The 15,172-nt window shown below is 61.7% G+C and carries 11 protein-coding genes; 4 read left to right on the top strand and 7 right to left on the bottom strand.

From position 1 onward, the window contains the following. Window positions 1–57: 57 nt before the first annotated feature. From ICL81_RS02145 to ICL81_RS02135, 3 genes are all read right to left on the bottom strand, one after another. A complete protein-coding gene (locus tag ICL81_RS02145; protein ID WP_188033318.1) occupies window positions 58–1,467 on the bottom strand; it encodes an amino acid permease in 1,410 nt (469 codons plus the stop codon). Between the two features lie 61 nt (window positions 1,468–1,528). Beyond that, a complete protein-coding gene (gene kynU / locus ICL81_RS02140; RefSeq protein ID WP_215394728.1) occupies window positions 1,529–2,794 on the bottom strand; it encodes a kynureninase in 1,266 nt (421 codons plus the stop codon). 84 nt (window positions 2,795–2,878) lie between these two features. Then, window positions 2,879–3,571: a cyclase family protein gene (locus tag ICL81_RS02135; RefSeq protein ID WP_188033317.1), complete on the bottom strand. Its 693-nt coding sequence runs from the start codon at window positions 3,569–3,571 to the stop codon at window positions 2,879–2,881. A 142-nt stretch (window positions 3,572–3,713) separates the two neighbouring features. Here ICL81_RS02135 and ICL81_RS02130 point away from each other — a divergent pair, with 142 nt between their 5' ends. Further along, entirely contained in the window at window positions 3,714–4,175 is a 462-nt protein-coding gene (locus ICL81_RS02130) for an Lrp/AsnC family transcriptional regulator (protein ID WP_188033316.1), read from the top strand. An 11-nt stretch (window positions 4,176–4,186) separates the two neighbouring features. Here the strand turns inward: ICL81_RS02130 and ICL81_RS02125 are convergent, their stop codons facing one another. Both ICL81_RS02125 and ICL81_RS02120 read right to left on the bottom strand, forming a co-directional pair. Then, a complete protein-coding gene (locus ICL81_RS02125; RefSeq protein WP_188033315.1) occupies window positions 4,187–4,903 on the bottom strand; it encodes a uracil-DNA glycosylase in 717 nt (238 codons plus the stop codon). 5 nt (window positions 4,904–4,908) lie between these two features. Further along, window positions 4,909–5,718: an SDR family NAD(P)-dependent oxidoreductase gene (locus ICL81_RS02120; RefSeq protein ID WP_188033314.1), complete on the bottom strand. Its 810-nt coding sequence runs from the start codon at window positions 5,716–5,718 to the stop codon at window positions 4,909–4,911. 151 nt (window positions 5,719–5,869) lie between these two features. On the opposite strand from ICL81_RS02120, the gene ICL81_RS02115 reads away from it, so the two are divergent. Together ICL81_RS02115 and ICL81_RS02110 are read left to right on the top strand one after the other, a co-directional pair. After that, window positions 5,870–7,189: a bifunctional o-acetylhomoserine/o-acetylserine sulfhydrylase gene (locus ICL81_RS02115; RefSeq protein ID WP_188033313.1), complete on the top strand. Its 1,320-nt coding sequence runs from the start codon at window positions 5,870–5,872 to the stop codon at window positions 7,187–7,189. Window positions 7,190–7,355: 166 nt separating this feature from the next. Further along, window positions 7,356–8,567 carry a homoserine O-acetyltransferase gene (locus ICL81_RS02110; RefSeq protein ID WP_188033312.1) on the top strand — a complete coding sequence of 404 codons (1,212 nt, stop codon included), beginning with the start codon at window positions 7,356–7,358 and terminating at the stop codon, window positions 8,565–8,567. Between the two features lie 213 nt (window positions 8,568–8,780). Here ICL81_RS02110 and ICL81_RS02105 read toward each other — a convergent pair whose 3' ends face one another. Together ICL81_RS02105 and ICL81_RS02100 are read right to left on the bottom strand one after the other, a co-directional pair. Further along, the gene (locus ICL81_RS02105) at window positions 8,781–9,830 is read right to left on the bottom strand and encodes a hemolysin family protein (RefSeq protein WP_188033311.1); all 1,050 of its coding nucleotides are present in this window, start codon (window positions 9,828–9,830) and stop codon (window positions 8,781–8,783) included. Next, window positions 9,827–11,176 (bottom strand): hemolysin family protein, encoded by a 1,350-nt coding sequence (locus tag ICL81_RS02100; protein ID WP_188033310.1) that lies wholly within the window; start codon window positions 11,174–11,176, stop codon window positions 9,827–9,829. The genes ICL81_RS02105 and ICL81_RS02100 overlap by 4 nt, the downstream gene beginning before the upstream one ends. Before the next feature lie 248 nt (window positions 11,177–11,424). On the opposite strand from ICL81_RS02100, the gene ICL81_RS02095 reads away from it, so the two are divergent. Next, window positions 11,425–15,165 carry a multifunctional oxoglutarate decarboxylase/oxoglutarate dehydrogenase thiamine pyrophosphate-binding subunit/dihydrolipoyllysine-residue succinyltransferase subunit gene (locus ICL81_RS02095; RefSeq protein WP_188033309.1) on the top strand — a complete coding sequence of 1,247 codons (3,741 nt, stop codon included), beginning with the start codon at window positions 11,425–11,427 and terminating at the stop codon, window positions 15,163–15,165. The last annotated feature ends 7 nt before the right edge of the window (window positions 15,166–15,172 follow it).

Genomic DNA, 15,172 nt, shown 5'->3' with positions numbered 1-15,172 from the left:
CGGCCCTTCTGTTGGGATCGAAACCGCTGGCTGATCCCTGCCAGCAACTGACCAACGTTACTCGGTGGGCGCCGATCCGCGCGCCACGGTGATCGGGGTGGTCTTCCGGTTCTTCCGAAGTACGAAGTAGGCAATGATCGTGAGCGCGAGGCTACCCGCACCGAAAGGCAGGGTCGCCCAGAACTCCTGGGTGAACGCGGTCGAGACTGCGACAGCAATCATCATGAGCGCGCCTACCCAGGCGCCGATCTTCGTAAAGCTCATCTTGTAGTCGAGCGTCTCGCCGCGCTTCGCGTGGTAGCGACGGAACGCGATGTGCGTGATGAAGATGAGACACCACGTGAACATCGCACCAAACATCGAGATCGCGAACATGAGCGTGAACGCCTGGTCAGGAACGAGCACGTAGATGATGGTTGCGACTGCAATACCGGCCGTGGAGAGCGCGAGCGCGTTCAGTGGGCTGCCATTCTTGGCCACCTTGCCGAATGCCTTGGGTGCTTCACCAGCGCGAGCAAGCGAGAACATCATGCGCGTCGAGATGTACAGCTGACTGTTCATCGCCGAAAGCGCCGCGACAATGACCACGAAGTTCAGGATCGAGTCCGCGAACGGGATACCAACGACCTGCATGACCGTCACGAAGGGGCTGCCACCCTCAAGGATTTCGTGCATCGGTGCAATCGACACAATGAGTGCGAGCGTGAGGAAGTAGAAGATCACAAGACGGAAGATCGTCGAGCGGAACGCTTTCTTCACGGCCTTCTCAGGTTCTTTCGCCTCGCCAGCGGCCACCGCGATCATCTCAATGCTCAGGTAGCTGAAGATCGCCACGATCACCGCGAACCAGGTGCCCGTAAACCCGTTGGGCATGAAGCCACCGTCGGAGGTCCAGTTCTGGAAACCGTACTCCTCCTGCTTGCCGGCAAAGAAGACCAGCCAGATTCCGATGATGATGAACGCGAGAATCGCAAACACCTTAATCGTCGAGAACCAGTACTCCAGGGTGCCGAAGCTCTTCACGTTCATCGCGTTCACGAGGATGAGCGCGGCCGAGAAAACCACCACCCAGATCCACGGTGGAACACCAGGGAACCACAACTGCATGTACTCGCCAATGGCAGTCACCTCGGTACCAACAGCGAGCACAATGCACAGCCAGTACATGTAACGGGTGAGGAAGCCCCAGATTGGGCCAAGGTAATACTCGGCGTAGGCGCCGAACGATCCTGAGGTGGGGTGCTTCACCGTCATCTCAGCGAGCACACCCATAAGCATGAGCGCGATGAAGCCGCCGATGAGGTAACTGATGATGACGCTCGGACCGGCAAACCCGATCGCGAACTTACTGCCAAGGAACAGTCCGGTACCAATCGCGCCGCCCAGCGCGATCATACCCAGCTGACCTGAGGTCAGGCTTTTCGCGAGACCGATCTCGCGCGTTTGAATGTCTTTGAATTCCTGCATGTTTTTCTCCATTCGTGTTCGACCGCACCATTGCGGCCGAACACACAGCTAGGGATACGGCTTAGGTCACCGCGCCGCGGATTTGGAACTCGGGCGCCCGCCAGAGTTCCTCGTCAAGCACGCGACGCAGGGTCTCCACCGAGTCCCACACATCTGCATACCCGATGTACAACGGGGTGATACCGAAACGCAGCACCTCAGGTTCGCGGTAGTCACCGATAACACCATTTGCAATGAGTGCCTTCATCACCGCGAATCCCTCGGGGTGACGCAGACTCACGTGGCTGCCACGTTCGTCCTCGTCGAGCGGCGTCACCAGTGTGAGTGGGTGGTTCGGGATCCGCTCTTTGACCAGCTTGATGAAGAGCGACGTGAGTGCGAGAGACTTCTTGCGCAGCTCCGCCTCGTCGACGCTGAGCGCAATATCGACGCCGACCTCCATGGTTGCGAGCGAAATGATCGGCTGCGTGCCCACAAGGAATCGGCGGATCCCCTGACTCGGCTCGTACGACACCGACATATCGAAGGGCTTCGAATGGCCCCACCAGCCCGCGAGTGGCTGCCATGCGCGATTAACGTGGCGATCCGCGACCCAGATGAAGGCGGGTGAGCCGGGGCCACCGTTGAGGTACTTGTATGTGCAGCCGACAGCGAAGTCGGCGTTCGCTGCATCGAGTCGAATGGGGACCGCGCCAGCAGAGTGGCAGAGATCCCAGATCGAAAGCGCGCCAGCGTCCTGGATCTTGCGAGTCACGCGCGCCATGTCCCACAGGCGACCCGAGCGGTAGTTTACCTGAGTCAAAAGCACCGCGGCGACGTCGTCACCGAGTGCGGCATCAAGTGACGCCTCGTCGTCGATAAGACGGAGTTCGTAACCACGGTCGAGGAACTTGATGAGCCCCTCCACCATGTAGAGATCAGTCGGGAAGTTTTCACGCTCCGAGATGATGACCTTCCTGGCCGGTGCATCCTGCGCCTGGATGTCGAGCGCAGCACCAACGGCTTTGAAGACGTTGATCGAGGTGGTGTCAGTCGCCACGCAGGCACCGGCCGTGCCGCCGAGGAGACCTGCGATCTTCCCGCCAATACGGACGGGGAGATCGAACCAGTCATTCGTGTTCCAGCTTGCAATGAGGTCAGTGCCCCACTCACGCGAGATCACGTCGTTCGCCCGCGCACTCGCGTCATTCGGAAGCACGCCGAGAGAGTTGCCATCGAGGTAGATAACGCCCTCGGGCAGCGTGAACTTGTCGCGGTACTGCGCGAGCGGATCGGTCGCGTCAGCAGCAACGCAGTCCTCGCGGGTAACAATTGTCGAAACGGTCATGGATGACTCCTTCGTCTGGGGTGGGTGAGTCGGCCGTGTGACGGCCAAGAAGTAGGTCTACAGCTGAAACAGCATCGGTTCGTGCTACGTGCGCAATACGGCGCGCACCGGGGCAGCGTCGGCGCCAGCCCACGCGACCGGAAGTGCCGCAAGATCGCCAACGCCCTCAGGAACTGCGGCGAGCGCAAGCCCCTCGAGCATGACGACGCCACCAGCGATGGCCGCGCGATGCGCTGGCAAGTCTTTCGAGGTGAGCGGATCAAACGAATCAAGGTCGATGCCGATCAGGCGCCCGCCTTGCTCCGCAAACCAGGCCACGAACTCAGGGTCGAGACCAGGAGATGCAATCAACCACTCGTTTCCCGGTGCGGATCGGTGCCGCAGCAGCACCCGCTCGACCGTCATCGGTACCGCGCTCGCCGCAGTGGGCTGCATCTGCTGTGTGCGGTGTAGGAGCTGTGCCATCCGCACTCGGATCGCAGCCACCGGTGCCGGGCTGTGCGGTGTAACCGTAAGGTCGACGAGATCGGCGACATCGATCACCAGGCAGTCACCGATGCACGCATCGAGTGGAATGTTCTCGGCCGTCGCTGCGCCATCGACGACGTGGGCTGGGGCGTCGATGTGAGCGCCGATGTGAGTCGTGGTCGTGACGGTACCAACGTTGACCGATGAGCCATCGGCAATGCGCCACCGCTCGGCACGGGTGAAGTCCTGGTCGCCCGGCCAATGCGGGGTCTCCGGTGTCACGATGGGACTGAGATCGTAGAGTGGCACCGAATTCCCTCCGTTGCGGTTCGAGTTGGTTGCCTTAGTTTGCCAGTATGTCCGAATTAGGTCTGGCCATTTCGGAAGGATTCCGGAAAACTAGCAAGAATTCGTAAAAATTTCAGTACATGACGTGGATAAGGAGTCGATCTTGAGCACAGTTCACCTCACGGACATCGACCGCAAGATTGTGACCGCACTCGCTCGCCACGGACGTATGCCGTACAAAGAGCTCGCTGCGCAGGTGGGAATCCCTACGTCCACCTGCCACGGCCGAGTGCAAGCGCTCGAGGAGCGCGGCGTGATCCGCGGATACCAAGCCGACATTGACCCAGAAGCCCTCGGCCGTGCGGTGAGCGCGCTCATTCTCGTGGCCGTGCGCGCGGATCAGCGCGACCAGGTCCCGGTACTCGCAGAAGACCTGCGCTCGGTGCCTGGGGTACAGCAAGTGTTCCTCATCGGCGGCGAAAAGGATCTCGTGCTCCATGTGTCGTGCGAGAGCGTCTCAGCGTTGCGCGCGCTTATCGCCGAACACCTGAGCAACCGTCCTGCGCTCGCACAAACGCAAACGCAGATCGTGTTCGAGCATCTTTCCGGTCTGCAGCCGGTCTAGTCAGTGACGAGCTACGCCCAGTCGTCCCACAGCGTCGCCTGCGGCACGCGCCAGTCGATCGTGTCACTCCCCTGCGCACTGAGCGCTGCATTCACGCGACTGAACGGTCGCGAGCCGAAGAACCCGCGCGACGCCGACAGCGGCGACGGGTGCGCACTCTCGACGATCTCGACGCCTGTGAGCAACGGTGCGAGCTTGCGCGCATCAGCGCCCCACAGCACGGCAACGAGCGGGCCGCCACGCTTCGCGAGGGCGCGGATCGCGGCCTCAGTCACTGCCTCCCAGCCGTGGCCGCGGTGCGAGCCTGCGTCTCCCGCGCGCACAGTGAGCACGCGGTTGAGGAGCAGCACGCCCTGATCAGCCCAGGACGTGAGGTTGCCGTGATCCGCCGGTGCAATCTCCAAGTCAGTCGCGAGCTCACGATAGATGTTCGCAAGGCTGCGCGGCAGCGGCCGCACCTCCTGCGCAGTGGAAAATGACAGTCCGATCGCGTGGCCAGGTGTCGGGTACGGGTCTTGGCCAACAATGAGCACTCGCACGTCTGCGAGAGGTTGGGTGAAGGCGGCGAAGATCCGCGCCTCTTCCGGGAGCACCACTGCTCCCGCCGCCCGCTCGGCAGCCTGAAATTCGAGCGCAGCCGCGATTTCAGCCTCGACCGGGGCGAGTGCCTCGGCCCAGTCTGGCGCCATGCGGCCGGTGGCGACGAGATCAGTGAGTGTTGCTGCCATCTGCGTCACTCTGCGATGCGTGCGGCGAGCGGGCCGCGACGCGTGTGGAAGACACTCGACTGAGCGACCGGGCGGATCACGATGAGGTCCTGGTTGACGTGAGGCGGCTGTTCGAATGCGTTCACGAGCACGCGCGCGACATCTTCCGGCTGCAGCGGGGTGACGTCAGCATAGGGCCGCTCTGCAGCTGCGGCGTCGCCGCGCAGCCGGTTGAGCGTGAACTCCTCCGTGTGCACGAGACCGGGGGCCAGCTCCATGACGCGGATCGGCTCGCCAGCAAGCTCGTGTCGCAGCACCTCGGTGACCGCGTGGGCAGCATACTTCGCCGCGTTGTAGCCACCGCCACCGGGGTACGCGCTGTGACCAGCAGTCGAGGTGAGGTTCAAAATGGAGGCCCACCCGTGCCCGGCATCGACGCCGGTGGCATCGGGATCCGCCTGCTCCGTCGCAGCGCGGAGGATCGGCAGCATGGCGGCAGTCACCGTACGCAAACCGATCACATTGACCTCGAACATTGCGCGCCAGTCATCGTTTGAGGCATCCTCAACCCGCTCCGTGCCGAGCGCACCACCGGCGTTGTTCACGAGTGCGTTCGCGCCGCCCGTGCGCGCGACCTCAGCAGCCATCGCAGCAACCTGGGCCTCGTCAGTCACATCACAGACGATGACGTGCGCACCAGTCTCTACAGCGAGCGCCTGCAGCCGGTCTGCGCGGCGCGCAACGGCAACCGTTTCCCATCCCAACTCGGCGAAACGACGCACCGTTGCAGCGCCAATTCCTGAGCTAGCTCCTGTGACAACAACGCGATTGTGCATGGGGACTCCATTCGTGCAAAACAGCACCCGGTCGGGATTCTGGCTCAAGGTTACACTTCGTGTCGTATTGCGTTGCCGGTTGTGTGGGAACCTCATAGTGTCTTACTCAGACCTACACCGCCCACATCTTTTCACTATCGGGGGATCCAACATGACTGAACAGACCGCCTGGAGCTTTGAGACCAAGCAGATCCACGCTGGCCAGCAGCCCGACCCAACGACGGGCTCGCGCGCGCTGCCGATTCACCAGACGACCGCATTCGTGTTCGACAGCACCGAGCAGGCAGCAAACCGCTTCGCACTCGCTGAGTTCGGCCCGATCTACACGCGCATCACCAACCCCACGCAGGACGTTGCCGAGCAGCGCCTTGCTGCACTCGAGGGCGGCACCGCGGCACTCCTGCTGTCGAGCGGCCAGGCAGCTTCGACCTTCGCGGTTCTGAACATCGCGAGTGCAGGCGATCACATCGTATCGTCGGCTTCGATCTACGGTGGCACCTACAACCTCTTCAAGTACACGCTGGGCAAGCTCGGCATTGAGGTCACCTTCGTCGAGAACCAGGACGATCCCGCAGAGTGGCAGCGCGCAGTTCGCCCGAACACGAAGCTCTTCTTCGCAGAGTCGATCGCGAACCCGCGCACCAAGGTGCTCGACATCCGCACCGTCTCTGACGTTGCACACGAAAACGGCCTGCCCCTCATCGTCGACAACACCGTGGCGAGCCCCTTCCTCATTCGCCCGCTGGAGCACGGCGCTGACATCGTGCTCCACTCGGTCACCAAGTTCCTCGGCGGCCACGGCACCACCCTCGGTGGCGCGATCATCGACGGCGGCAAGTTCCCCTGGTCACAGCACGTCGAGCGCTACCCCGATCTCACTGAGCCTGACGCTTCGTACAACGGTGTGAGCTACACCGGCGCTGTCGGCGACGGCATCGCCTACATCATCAAGGCACGCGTTCAGCTCCTTCGTGACCTCGGTTCATCAATCGCTCCCCTCAGCGCATGGCAGCTTTTGCAGGGCGTCGAGACCCTGTCGCTGCGCATGGAGCGCCACACCCAGAACGCTCAGGACACCGCTGAGTGGCTCGATTCGCACGCTGACGTTGCAACTGTCTACTACGCAGGTCTCCCGACCGACCCGAGCTACGCAGCCGCAAACACCTACGCACCCAAGGGCGTCGGCGCAGTGCTCTCGTTCGAGCTCAAGGGCGGCGTTGAAGCGGGCAAGGCGTTCGTGAACTCGCTTGAGCTCTTCAGCCACGTCGCGAACATCGGCGACGTGCGTTCGCTCGTCATCCACCCCGCGTCGACGACCCACTCGCAGCTCACCCCTGAGCAGCAGCTGTCGGGCGGCGTGACCCCCGGTCTGATCCGGCTCTCGGTCGGCCTCGAGCACATCGACGACATCACGGCAGACCTCGAGCAGGGCTTCGCAGCCGCTCGCGCGGTCGTCGCAAACAACGCGTAACCTTCGGCTACGCACGCTGCACGCGGGCGCTGCCTGAGCTCCATTTGGGGCCCGGGCAGCGCCCGCGTCGTTGTGTGTGGTGGGGTGTGCGGATCCGCCACCACTGCCCCAACCCGGTTCCGTAACAATGTCACGCGAATTTCTGAACCAGTCCACAATAGGGAGTATGGACTGGCAGACACCCGAGGATTCATTTCCCACAGACTTCATCACCGACGCGCAGTTGCGCGCGCTCATGGGTCGTCCGCCGATTTCCGGCGGCTGGCGGGACGGCGACCCCGTTGGCGATCGTCAGTTCCTGAACATTGGAGCGCTCGATACCGAGGCGGGCGAGACGATCCCTCACGTGCGCATTGCGTACGAGACCTTCGGCGAGCTCAACGAGGCGCGAGACAACGCAATCCTCGTGTTTCATGCGCTGACCGGTGACAGTCACCTCGTTGGCCCCGCAAGCTCCGGCCACGCGACAAGCGGCTGGTGGGAAGAAATCGTCGGCCCTGGCAAGCACCTCGACACCGACAAGTACTGCATCATCGCACCCAACGTGCTTGGCGGCTGTCAAGGATCGACCGGACCAGGCTCGCTCGCATCTGACAACCGCGAGTGGGGAGGCCGCTTCCCGTACCTCACCGTTCGTGACCAAGTACACGCGGCAGCCCGCTTCACCGAAGCGCTCGGTGTACCGAAATTCGCTGCAGTAATTGGCGGATCTATGGGCGGCATGCACGCCCTTGAGTGGGCCATCATGTACCCCGAACGCGCAGATCGCCTCGCGGTGATCGCGTCACCGCCCGTCACCACGGCGGATCAGATCGGCCTCAACCTCGTACAGCTCGAAGCCATTCGTTCTGACCCTGCTTACCGCGGCGGCAACTACTACGACGCCCCAGACGGCATCGGCCCACACCACGGTCTCGCTACCGCGCGCCGCCTCGCGCTGCTCAACTACCGCAGTAACCGCGAACTTGACGAGCGATTCGGCCGGTCATGGCAGTCTGCTGTGAGTCCACTTGGCAAGGGTGGGCGCTTCGCCGTTGAGTCGTACCTCGACTTCCACGGCAATAAGTTCACCCGCCGTTTCGACGCGAACAGCTACCTCACACTCGTGCAGGCCATGAGTTCACACGATGTCGGTCGCGGACGTGGTGGTGTGCGTGCTGCGCTCACCACGATCACGGTTCCCACGCTGGTGATCGGCATTCCGAGCGACCGCTTGTTCACGCTCGACGGTCAAGATGAGATCGCGTTGCACGTACCGGGCGCCCTCGACGGCGATCGAGCCGTGCGGTTGGACTCACCCTTCGGTCACGATGCGTTCTTGATTGAGTTCGAGTTTGTTGGCGCGCAGCTCACACGGTTGCTCGGGGTTGCGGTTTAGGATCCGCATTTCTTGCGCCAACCCCGCGAAACGCTTCTTGCGCCAACCCCGCGAAACGCTTCTTGCGCTCGCCCCGCGAAAAGTTTCTTGCGCCAACCCCGCGAAATGGGGTGTTTCTGTCGAGATAGGGTCTTTCAAACGCATGAAAGTGGCCTTTTCGGGAGAAACACCCCTTTTCGCGGGGTTGACCCACTCCGCAAGCGGCGGCAGAAACTAGGCGTACTTCTGGCGACGCGTCGCGTCGTGCACCTCACCAACGAGTTCTTCAATGACGTCTTCCAAGAAGACCACACCAAGGTCTTCGGCGGTGGCCACGTCTTGCACGCGGGCAACGTGAATGCCGCTCGCCTGCATCTCAGCGAGGAGATCTTCGAGATCCATCGACGCGGGAACCCGCATCATGTCACGAATACGCTTTGCGGGAATTGGATCGTTGATACGCGAATCCTGGATGCGCACAAGGTCCTTGATGTGCACGTAGCCGTGCAACGCACCACTCTCGTCAGCGATCGGGTATCGGGAAAAGCCCTGCTTCACAACCGCAGCTTCAACATCAGCTGGCGTCGCGTCCAGCGGCATCGTCACAAGCTCCGTACGCGGCACCAGCACATCGCCCGCATGCTTTGCCGTGAATTCGAATGCCGCAGACAACGCGCCGCTTCGATCTTCCAGCACTCCTTCGCGCGTCGAGTGACTCACGATATTCGCGACTTCCTCGAGCGTAAACGTGCTGTTGGTCTCTGATTTCGGCTCAACCTTGAATAGGCGCAGCACACCGTTCGCGATCGCGTTCAGGCCGGCAATGAGCGGCTTAAACACCTTCGATACCAACACGAGCGGCGGAGCGAGCAGCAACACGGCCTTGTCAGGCATCGAGAACGCCGCGTTTTTCGGCACCATTTCGCCGAGCACGACGTGCAGGTATGACACGAGGGTGAGCGTCAGAACGAAGGCAACAATGTTCACGGTCGCTACCGACATGCCAGTCCATGCGAGCGGGCCCTGCAGCAGGTGGTGAATTGCCGGCTCAGACACGTTCAGAATGAGCAGCGAACACACGGTAATGCCAAGCTGGCTTGTCGCGAGCATCAGCGTCGCATGCTCCATCGCGTAGAGCGCGGTGATGGCTCGCTTCGAACCGGCCTCAGCCTTCGGTTCGATCTGCGAGCGACGCGCAGAGATCACAGCGAATTCCGCGGCAACAAAGAATGCGTTCGCGGCGAGCAGCACCACGAGCCACATAATTCCGGCCCAGTCGTTCATCGTCGTTCCTCCTCTCGCTCAGTCACCAGTTCGTCTTCGTATTCCTTTGGCAGCGGAGCCGCGATGTAGCGAAGACGCGCGATGCGATGGCCTTCCATGCGTTCGACCCGGAGCGTTGCTCCGCTCGGCAGGTGTGCCTCGTCGCCGATTTCGGGGATCCGCCCCAGTTCCTGGAGCACCCAGCCAGCGGCCGTGTCGTACTCACCGTCGTCAGGGATTTCGATGCCGGTCTGTGCGAGAACTTCGTCAGGACGCAGGTCGGCGGGGAAGGTCATTTCTTCTGCGGATCCGACTACGCCAGCCGATGCTCGGTCGTGTTCGTCGGCGACCTCGCCGATGATCTCCTCGACAAGGTCTTCGAGGGTGACCAAGCCGGCGGTGCCACCGTATTCGTCAACGACAATGGCGGTCTGGTAGCCCTGCTCACGAAGCTCGCCGAGCAGCTGGTCGAGACGCATGGTCTCGGGTACGCGCAGTTCGTCTTCAGCAAGTGCAGCAACCGGGACGTCGGCACGCTTCTCGCGGGGAACGGCGACAGCCTGCTTCACATGCACGATACCGACGACGTCATCGCGATCCTCGTCAATGACGGGGAAGCGTGAAAAACCAGTGCGGCCAGACAGCTCAAGCACCGCGCTTGCAGGCTCAAGACGCTGAATGCTCTCCATTTTGAGTCGCGGAGTCATCACGTCTGCCGCGGTCAGCTCGGCAAATCGCAGGGTGCGATCAAGCAGCGTCGCGGTGTCAGCTTCGAGCAGACCTGCGCTCGCTGAATGACGCACGAGTGATGAGAGCTCCTCAGCACTGCGACTACCACTCAACTCTTCGACTGGCTCGATACCAACGGAACGCAACAGCGCGTTCGCACTGCCGTTCAGCACAGCAATCGCTGGCCGAAACACTGCAGTAAATGCGCTCTGTAGCGGAACCACCAGTCGCGCTGTTGCCAACGGCATGGCGATTGCAAAGTTTTTGGGAACGAGTTCGCCGATAATCATCGAGAAGACGGTCGCAATCGCAACCGAAATGGGCACCGTGATCACGCTCTGGAAGGATGTCGAGACGCCCATGGCGGTCAGGGGCACCTGCAGCAATGTACTGACCGCTGGCTCGAGCGTGTAACCAGCGAGCAGCGTGGTCAGCGTGATGCCAAGCTGAGCCGCAGAAAGGTTTGTAGACGTGTGCGCAAGCGCACGAATGACTCGGTCGAGACCGGTCTCGCCTGCGTCTCTGCGCCGTTCGAGGTCGTGCCGATCCAGGCCAACCATCGCAAACTCGGCGGCAACAAACACGCCTGTTCCGAGGGTGAGGAGGATTCCGACGAGAAGGAGCCACCACTCGTTCATCGCCACCCCCAATGGGGGAACTGATGCCGTGCAAATGCACGGCTACTACTCGGGGGGTCTGACGATCTTCGAGGGCCTGCGTCCATGATTCAAAAAACATTACCAGTCAGATCCTGAAAATAGATGGGTGTTTCCAAACTTTTTCCACCCCAAAACCCCGTAGGCTAGAGACGCGAAGGAGCGCCGTAGCTCCTTCTGTGGCATCAAAGACGCGCCCTGTTACGAGCGCGACATGAGAGGAAGTAGCTGTGGCTGAGCACACGAGCACGACTGATCACGACGGATCCGCCGAGGACTTCGGCGCAAACGCTTGGCTTGTCGATGAGATGTACAAGAAGTTCATCGTCGACAAACACTCCGTAGATGCATCGTGGTGGCCGGTTCTTGAAGCATTGACAGCTGAGGAGACCGCGGCTTCTGCTGCCGCGCCCGCAGCCGCCGCACCTCCTGCACCGCCCGCGCCTCCTGCGCCCGCAGCTGCAGCGGTTCCCACAGCGACAACGCCGATTCCGACGCAGCAGGCAACGCCTGCTCGCACAACGAACACGGCACCCCGCCTCACCCCGATCCCGGCGGATGCCCCGCATCGCGGCGCGAGCGCCGCAGCGCCCACCGAGACCGCAGCAGACTCGGCCCCTGTGACGACGCCGCTCCGTGGAATGTCACGCACCCTCGCAAAGAACATGGACCAAAGCCTTTCGGTCCCGACCGCAACGAGCGTTCGTACGGTTCCCGCGAAGCTGCTGATTGACAACCGCATTGTCATCAACAACCACATGCGTCGCAGCCGTGGTGGCAAGGTGTCCTTCACTCACCTGATCGGCTGGGCAATCATCCAGTCGCTCAAGAACTTCCCCGCGCAAAACGTCGCCTACGGTGAGGTAGATGGCAAGCCTGCCGTCATCTCGCCGGCTCACATCGGTCTCGGCATTGCGATCGACGTGCCCCAAGCCAACGGCGACCGGGCCCTCCTCGTCCCGTCAATCAAGCGCGCAGAAACGCTTACGTTCAACGCATTCCTTGATGCGTACGAAGACCTCGTGCAGCGCGCTCGCGGCGGCAAGCTTGGCGCAGCTGATTTCCAGGGCACCACGATCTCGCTCACCAACCCTGGCGGTATCGGCACCGTACACTCGGTCCCCCGCCTCATGCCCGGCCAGGGCAGCATCATCGGCGCAGGCGCCCTTGAATACCCGGCTGAGTTCCAGGGCTCTTCGCCAGAGATCCTGAACAACCTTGGCATTGGCAAGACCATCACGCTCACGAGTACCTACGACCACCGCGTCATTCAGGGCGCTGGTTCTGGTGAGTTCCTGAAGCTCATTCATGAACGACTCACAGGCGGTCACGACTTCTATGAAGAGGTCTTCGCAGCGCTCCGTATTCCGTACAAGCCCGTACAGTGGGGCCAGGACATCCACGTTGATATCTCGGGCGCGGTCGACAAGTCGGCACGCGTGCAGGAGCTGATCAACTCGTTCCGCGTTCGTGGCCACCTGATGGCTGATACCGATCCGCTCGAGTACGTACAGCGCACACACCCCGACCTTGAGATCGAGTCACACGGCCTGACTTTCTGGGACCTCGACCGTGAGTTCGTCACCGGCGGAATCGGCGGCAAGCGTTCGATGAAGCTCCGCGACATTCTTGGTGTGCTCCGTGATTCGTACTGCCGCAAGATCGGCGTCGAGTACATGCATATCCAGGACCCGGCCCAGCGCATGTGGATCCGCGAGCAGCTCGAGGTTCCCTACGCGAAGCCCGATCACGACGAGCAAATGCGTATCCTCGAGAAGCTCAACGAGGCTGAGGCCTTTGAGACCTTCCTCCAGACGAAATACGTCGGCCAGAAGCGGTTCAGTCTCGAGGGTGGAGAGTCGGTCATTCCGTTCCTCGATGCCATGCTCATTGACGCCGCAGAAGACGGTGTCGACAGCGTCGATATCGGCATGGCGCACCGTGGTCGCCTGAACGTGCTTTCAAACATTGCGGGCAAGACGTACGGCCAGATCTTCCGTGAGTTCGAGGGTGCACAAGCCTCGACCGGCTCTGGCGATGTGAAGTACCACCTCGGCACAACCGGTGTCTTCACAGCTCCAAACGGCACCCAGGTTCCGATTCACCTTGCTGCGAACCCCTCGCACCTCGAGACGGTGAACGGTGTCCTCGAAGGTATCGTTCGCGCGAAGCAAGATCTCAAGCCGATCGGTTCATTCACCACTCTCCCGATCCTCATTCACGGCGATGCCGCCATGGCGGGTCAGGGCGTGGTCTACGAGACCCTGCAAATGTCGCAGCTGCGCGGTTACCGTACCGGTGGCACGATCCACATCATCATCAACAACCAGGTGGGCTTCACCACACTGCCAAGCGATTCGCGATCGGCAGTGTACGCGTCAGACGTCGGAAAGGTTGTGCAGTCGCCGATCTTCCACGTCAACGGTGATGACCCCGAGTCGGTTGTTCGCGTTGCGCGCCTCGCGTACGAGTTCCGCCAGCGCTTCCACGTCGACGTCATCATCGACCTCATCTGCTACCGCCGTCGCGGCCACAATGAGGGTGACGATCCGTCGATGACCCAGCCGCTCATGACCGACCTCATCGAGGCGAAGCGCTCGACGCGTCGTCTGTACACCTCAGGCCTCGTCGGCCGTGGTGACATCACTGAAGAAGAGTACGAGAAGGCAAAGCAAGACTTCCAGAACCGACTCGAGCTTGCGTTCATGGAGACGCATGCGGCACAGACCGGCTCGATTCCGATCATTGAGACAATCGTCCCCGAGACGAACCTCACACCGGAGCCCGTCACTCCCCCGGTGGTACTTGATACGGCCGTCGATCGTTCGATCGTTGAGCGGATCGGCGACGCGCACATCAACCCGCCACAGGGCTTCACCGTGCACAAGAAGCTGCAGCGCCTGCTGACGAAGCGTCACGAGATGAGCCGAAACGGCGGTATTGACTGGGGCTTCGGCGAGCTGCTCGCGCTCGGGTCGCTCCTCATCGAGGGCACCCCGGTACGCTTCGCTGGCCAGGACGCACGACGCGGCACCTTTGCGCAGCGTCACGCGGTCTTCCATGACCGCGCAAACGGCCAAGAATGGATCCCGCTGCTCAACCTCTCAGAAGAGCAGGCACGCTTCTGGATCTACGACTCCCTCCTCTCTGAGTACGCAGCTCTCGCGTACGAGTACGGCTACTCGCTGCAGCGTGAAGACGCACTCGTCGCCTGGGAAGCGCAGTTCGGTGACTTCGTCAACGGCGCCCAGTCGGTGGTCGATGAGTTCATCTCGTCTGCAGAGCAGAAGTGGGGTCAGCGTTCGTCGGTCGTCATGCTGCTCCCCCACGGCTTCGAAGGTCAGGGGCCCGACCACTCGTCAGGACGCATTGAGCGTTTCCTCCAGCTCTGCGCTGAGGACAACATGACGGTTTGCCATCCGTCGACGCCAGCGAACTACTTCCATCTGCTGCGCCGCCAGGCGTACGCTCGACCGCGCAAACCGCTCGTCGTCTTCACCCCGAAGTCAATGCTGCGCCTGCGCAATGCGACCTCAAGCGTTGAAGACTTCACGACCGGCGCTTTCCAGCCGGTCATTGATGATGCGCGGATCACCGATCCCGCAGCCGTAGAGCGCGTGGTTCTCACTTCTGGCAAGGTCACCTACGATATCCTCGGCGAACTTGAGAAGCACCCCGATCCTCGCATCGCAGTCGTGCGCCTTGAACAGTTCTTCCCCATTCCCGGTGCAGAACTGTCGCAGATCCTGGCGAAGTACCCGAACGCTGAGCTGGTGTGGGTACAGGACGAGCCCCAGAACCAGGGCGCATGGCCCTTCATCGCACAGTGGTACCCCCGCCACATGACGGATCAGCGTTCGTTCTCGGTCGTGTCACGCCGTGCTTCGGCGGCACCGTCTACCGGTTCGGCAAAGATCCACGCGCTTGAGCAGGCTCAGATTATCGAGCAAGCTACTCGCTTCGAGGACTGATTCTCAG

The sequence above is a fragment of the Leucobacter sp. cx-328 genome, from assembly GCF_014530035.1.
GTDB lineage: Bacteria > Actinomycetota > Actinomycetes > Actinomycetales > Microbacteriaceae > Leucobacter.
Note: the sequence above shows the minus strand (reverse complement) of the source record. Positions and strands in the feature narration are given on the sequence as shown.

Coding starts and splice junctions, on each gene's coding strand:
- ICL81_RS02105 (WP_188033311.1), bottom strand. CDS start 9,830: ATGAACGACTGGGCCGGAATTATGTGGCTCGTGGTGCTGCTCGCCGCG.
- ICL81_RS02110 (WP_188033312.1), top strand. CDS start 7,356: ATGGACTGGCAGACACCCGAGGATTCATTTCCCACAGACTTCATCACC.
- ICL81_RS02145 (WP_188033318.1), bottom strand. CDS start 1,467: ATGCAGGAATTCAAAGACATTCAAACGCGCGAGATCGGTCTCGCGAAA.
- ICL81_RS02125 (WP_188033315.1), bottom strand. CDS start 4,903: ATGGCAGCAACACTCACTGATCTCGTCGCCACCGGCCGCATGGCGCCA.
- ICL81_RS02100 (WP_188033310.1), bottom strand. CDS start 11,176: ATGAACGAGTGGTGGCTCCTTCTCGTCGGAATCCTCCTCACCCTCGGA.
- kynU (WP_215394728.1), bottom strand. CDS start 2,794: ATGACCGTTTCGACAATTGTTACCCGCGAGGACTGCGTTGCTGCTGAC.
- ICL81_RS02120 (WP_188033314.1), bottom strand. CDS start 5,718: ATGCACAATCGCGTTGTTGTCACAGGAGCTAGCTCAGGAATTGGCGCT.
- ICL81_RS02115 (WP_188033313.1), top strand. CDS start 5,870: ATGACTGAACAGACCGCCTGGAGCTTTGAGACCAAGCAGATCCACGCT.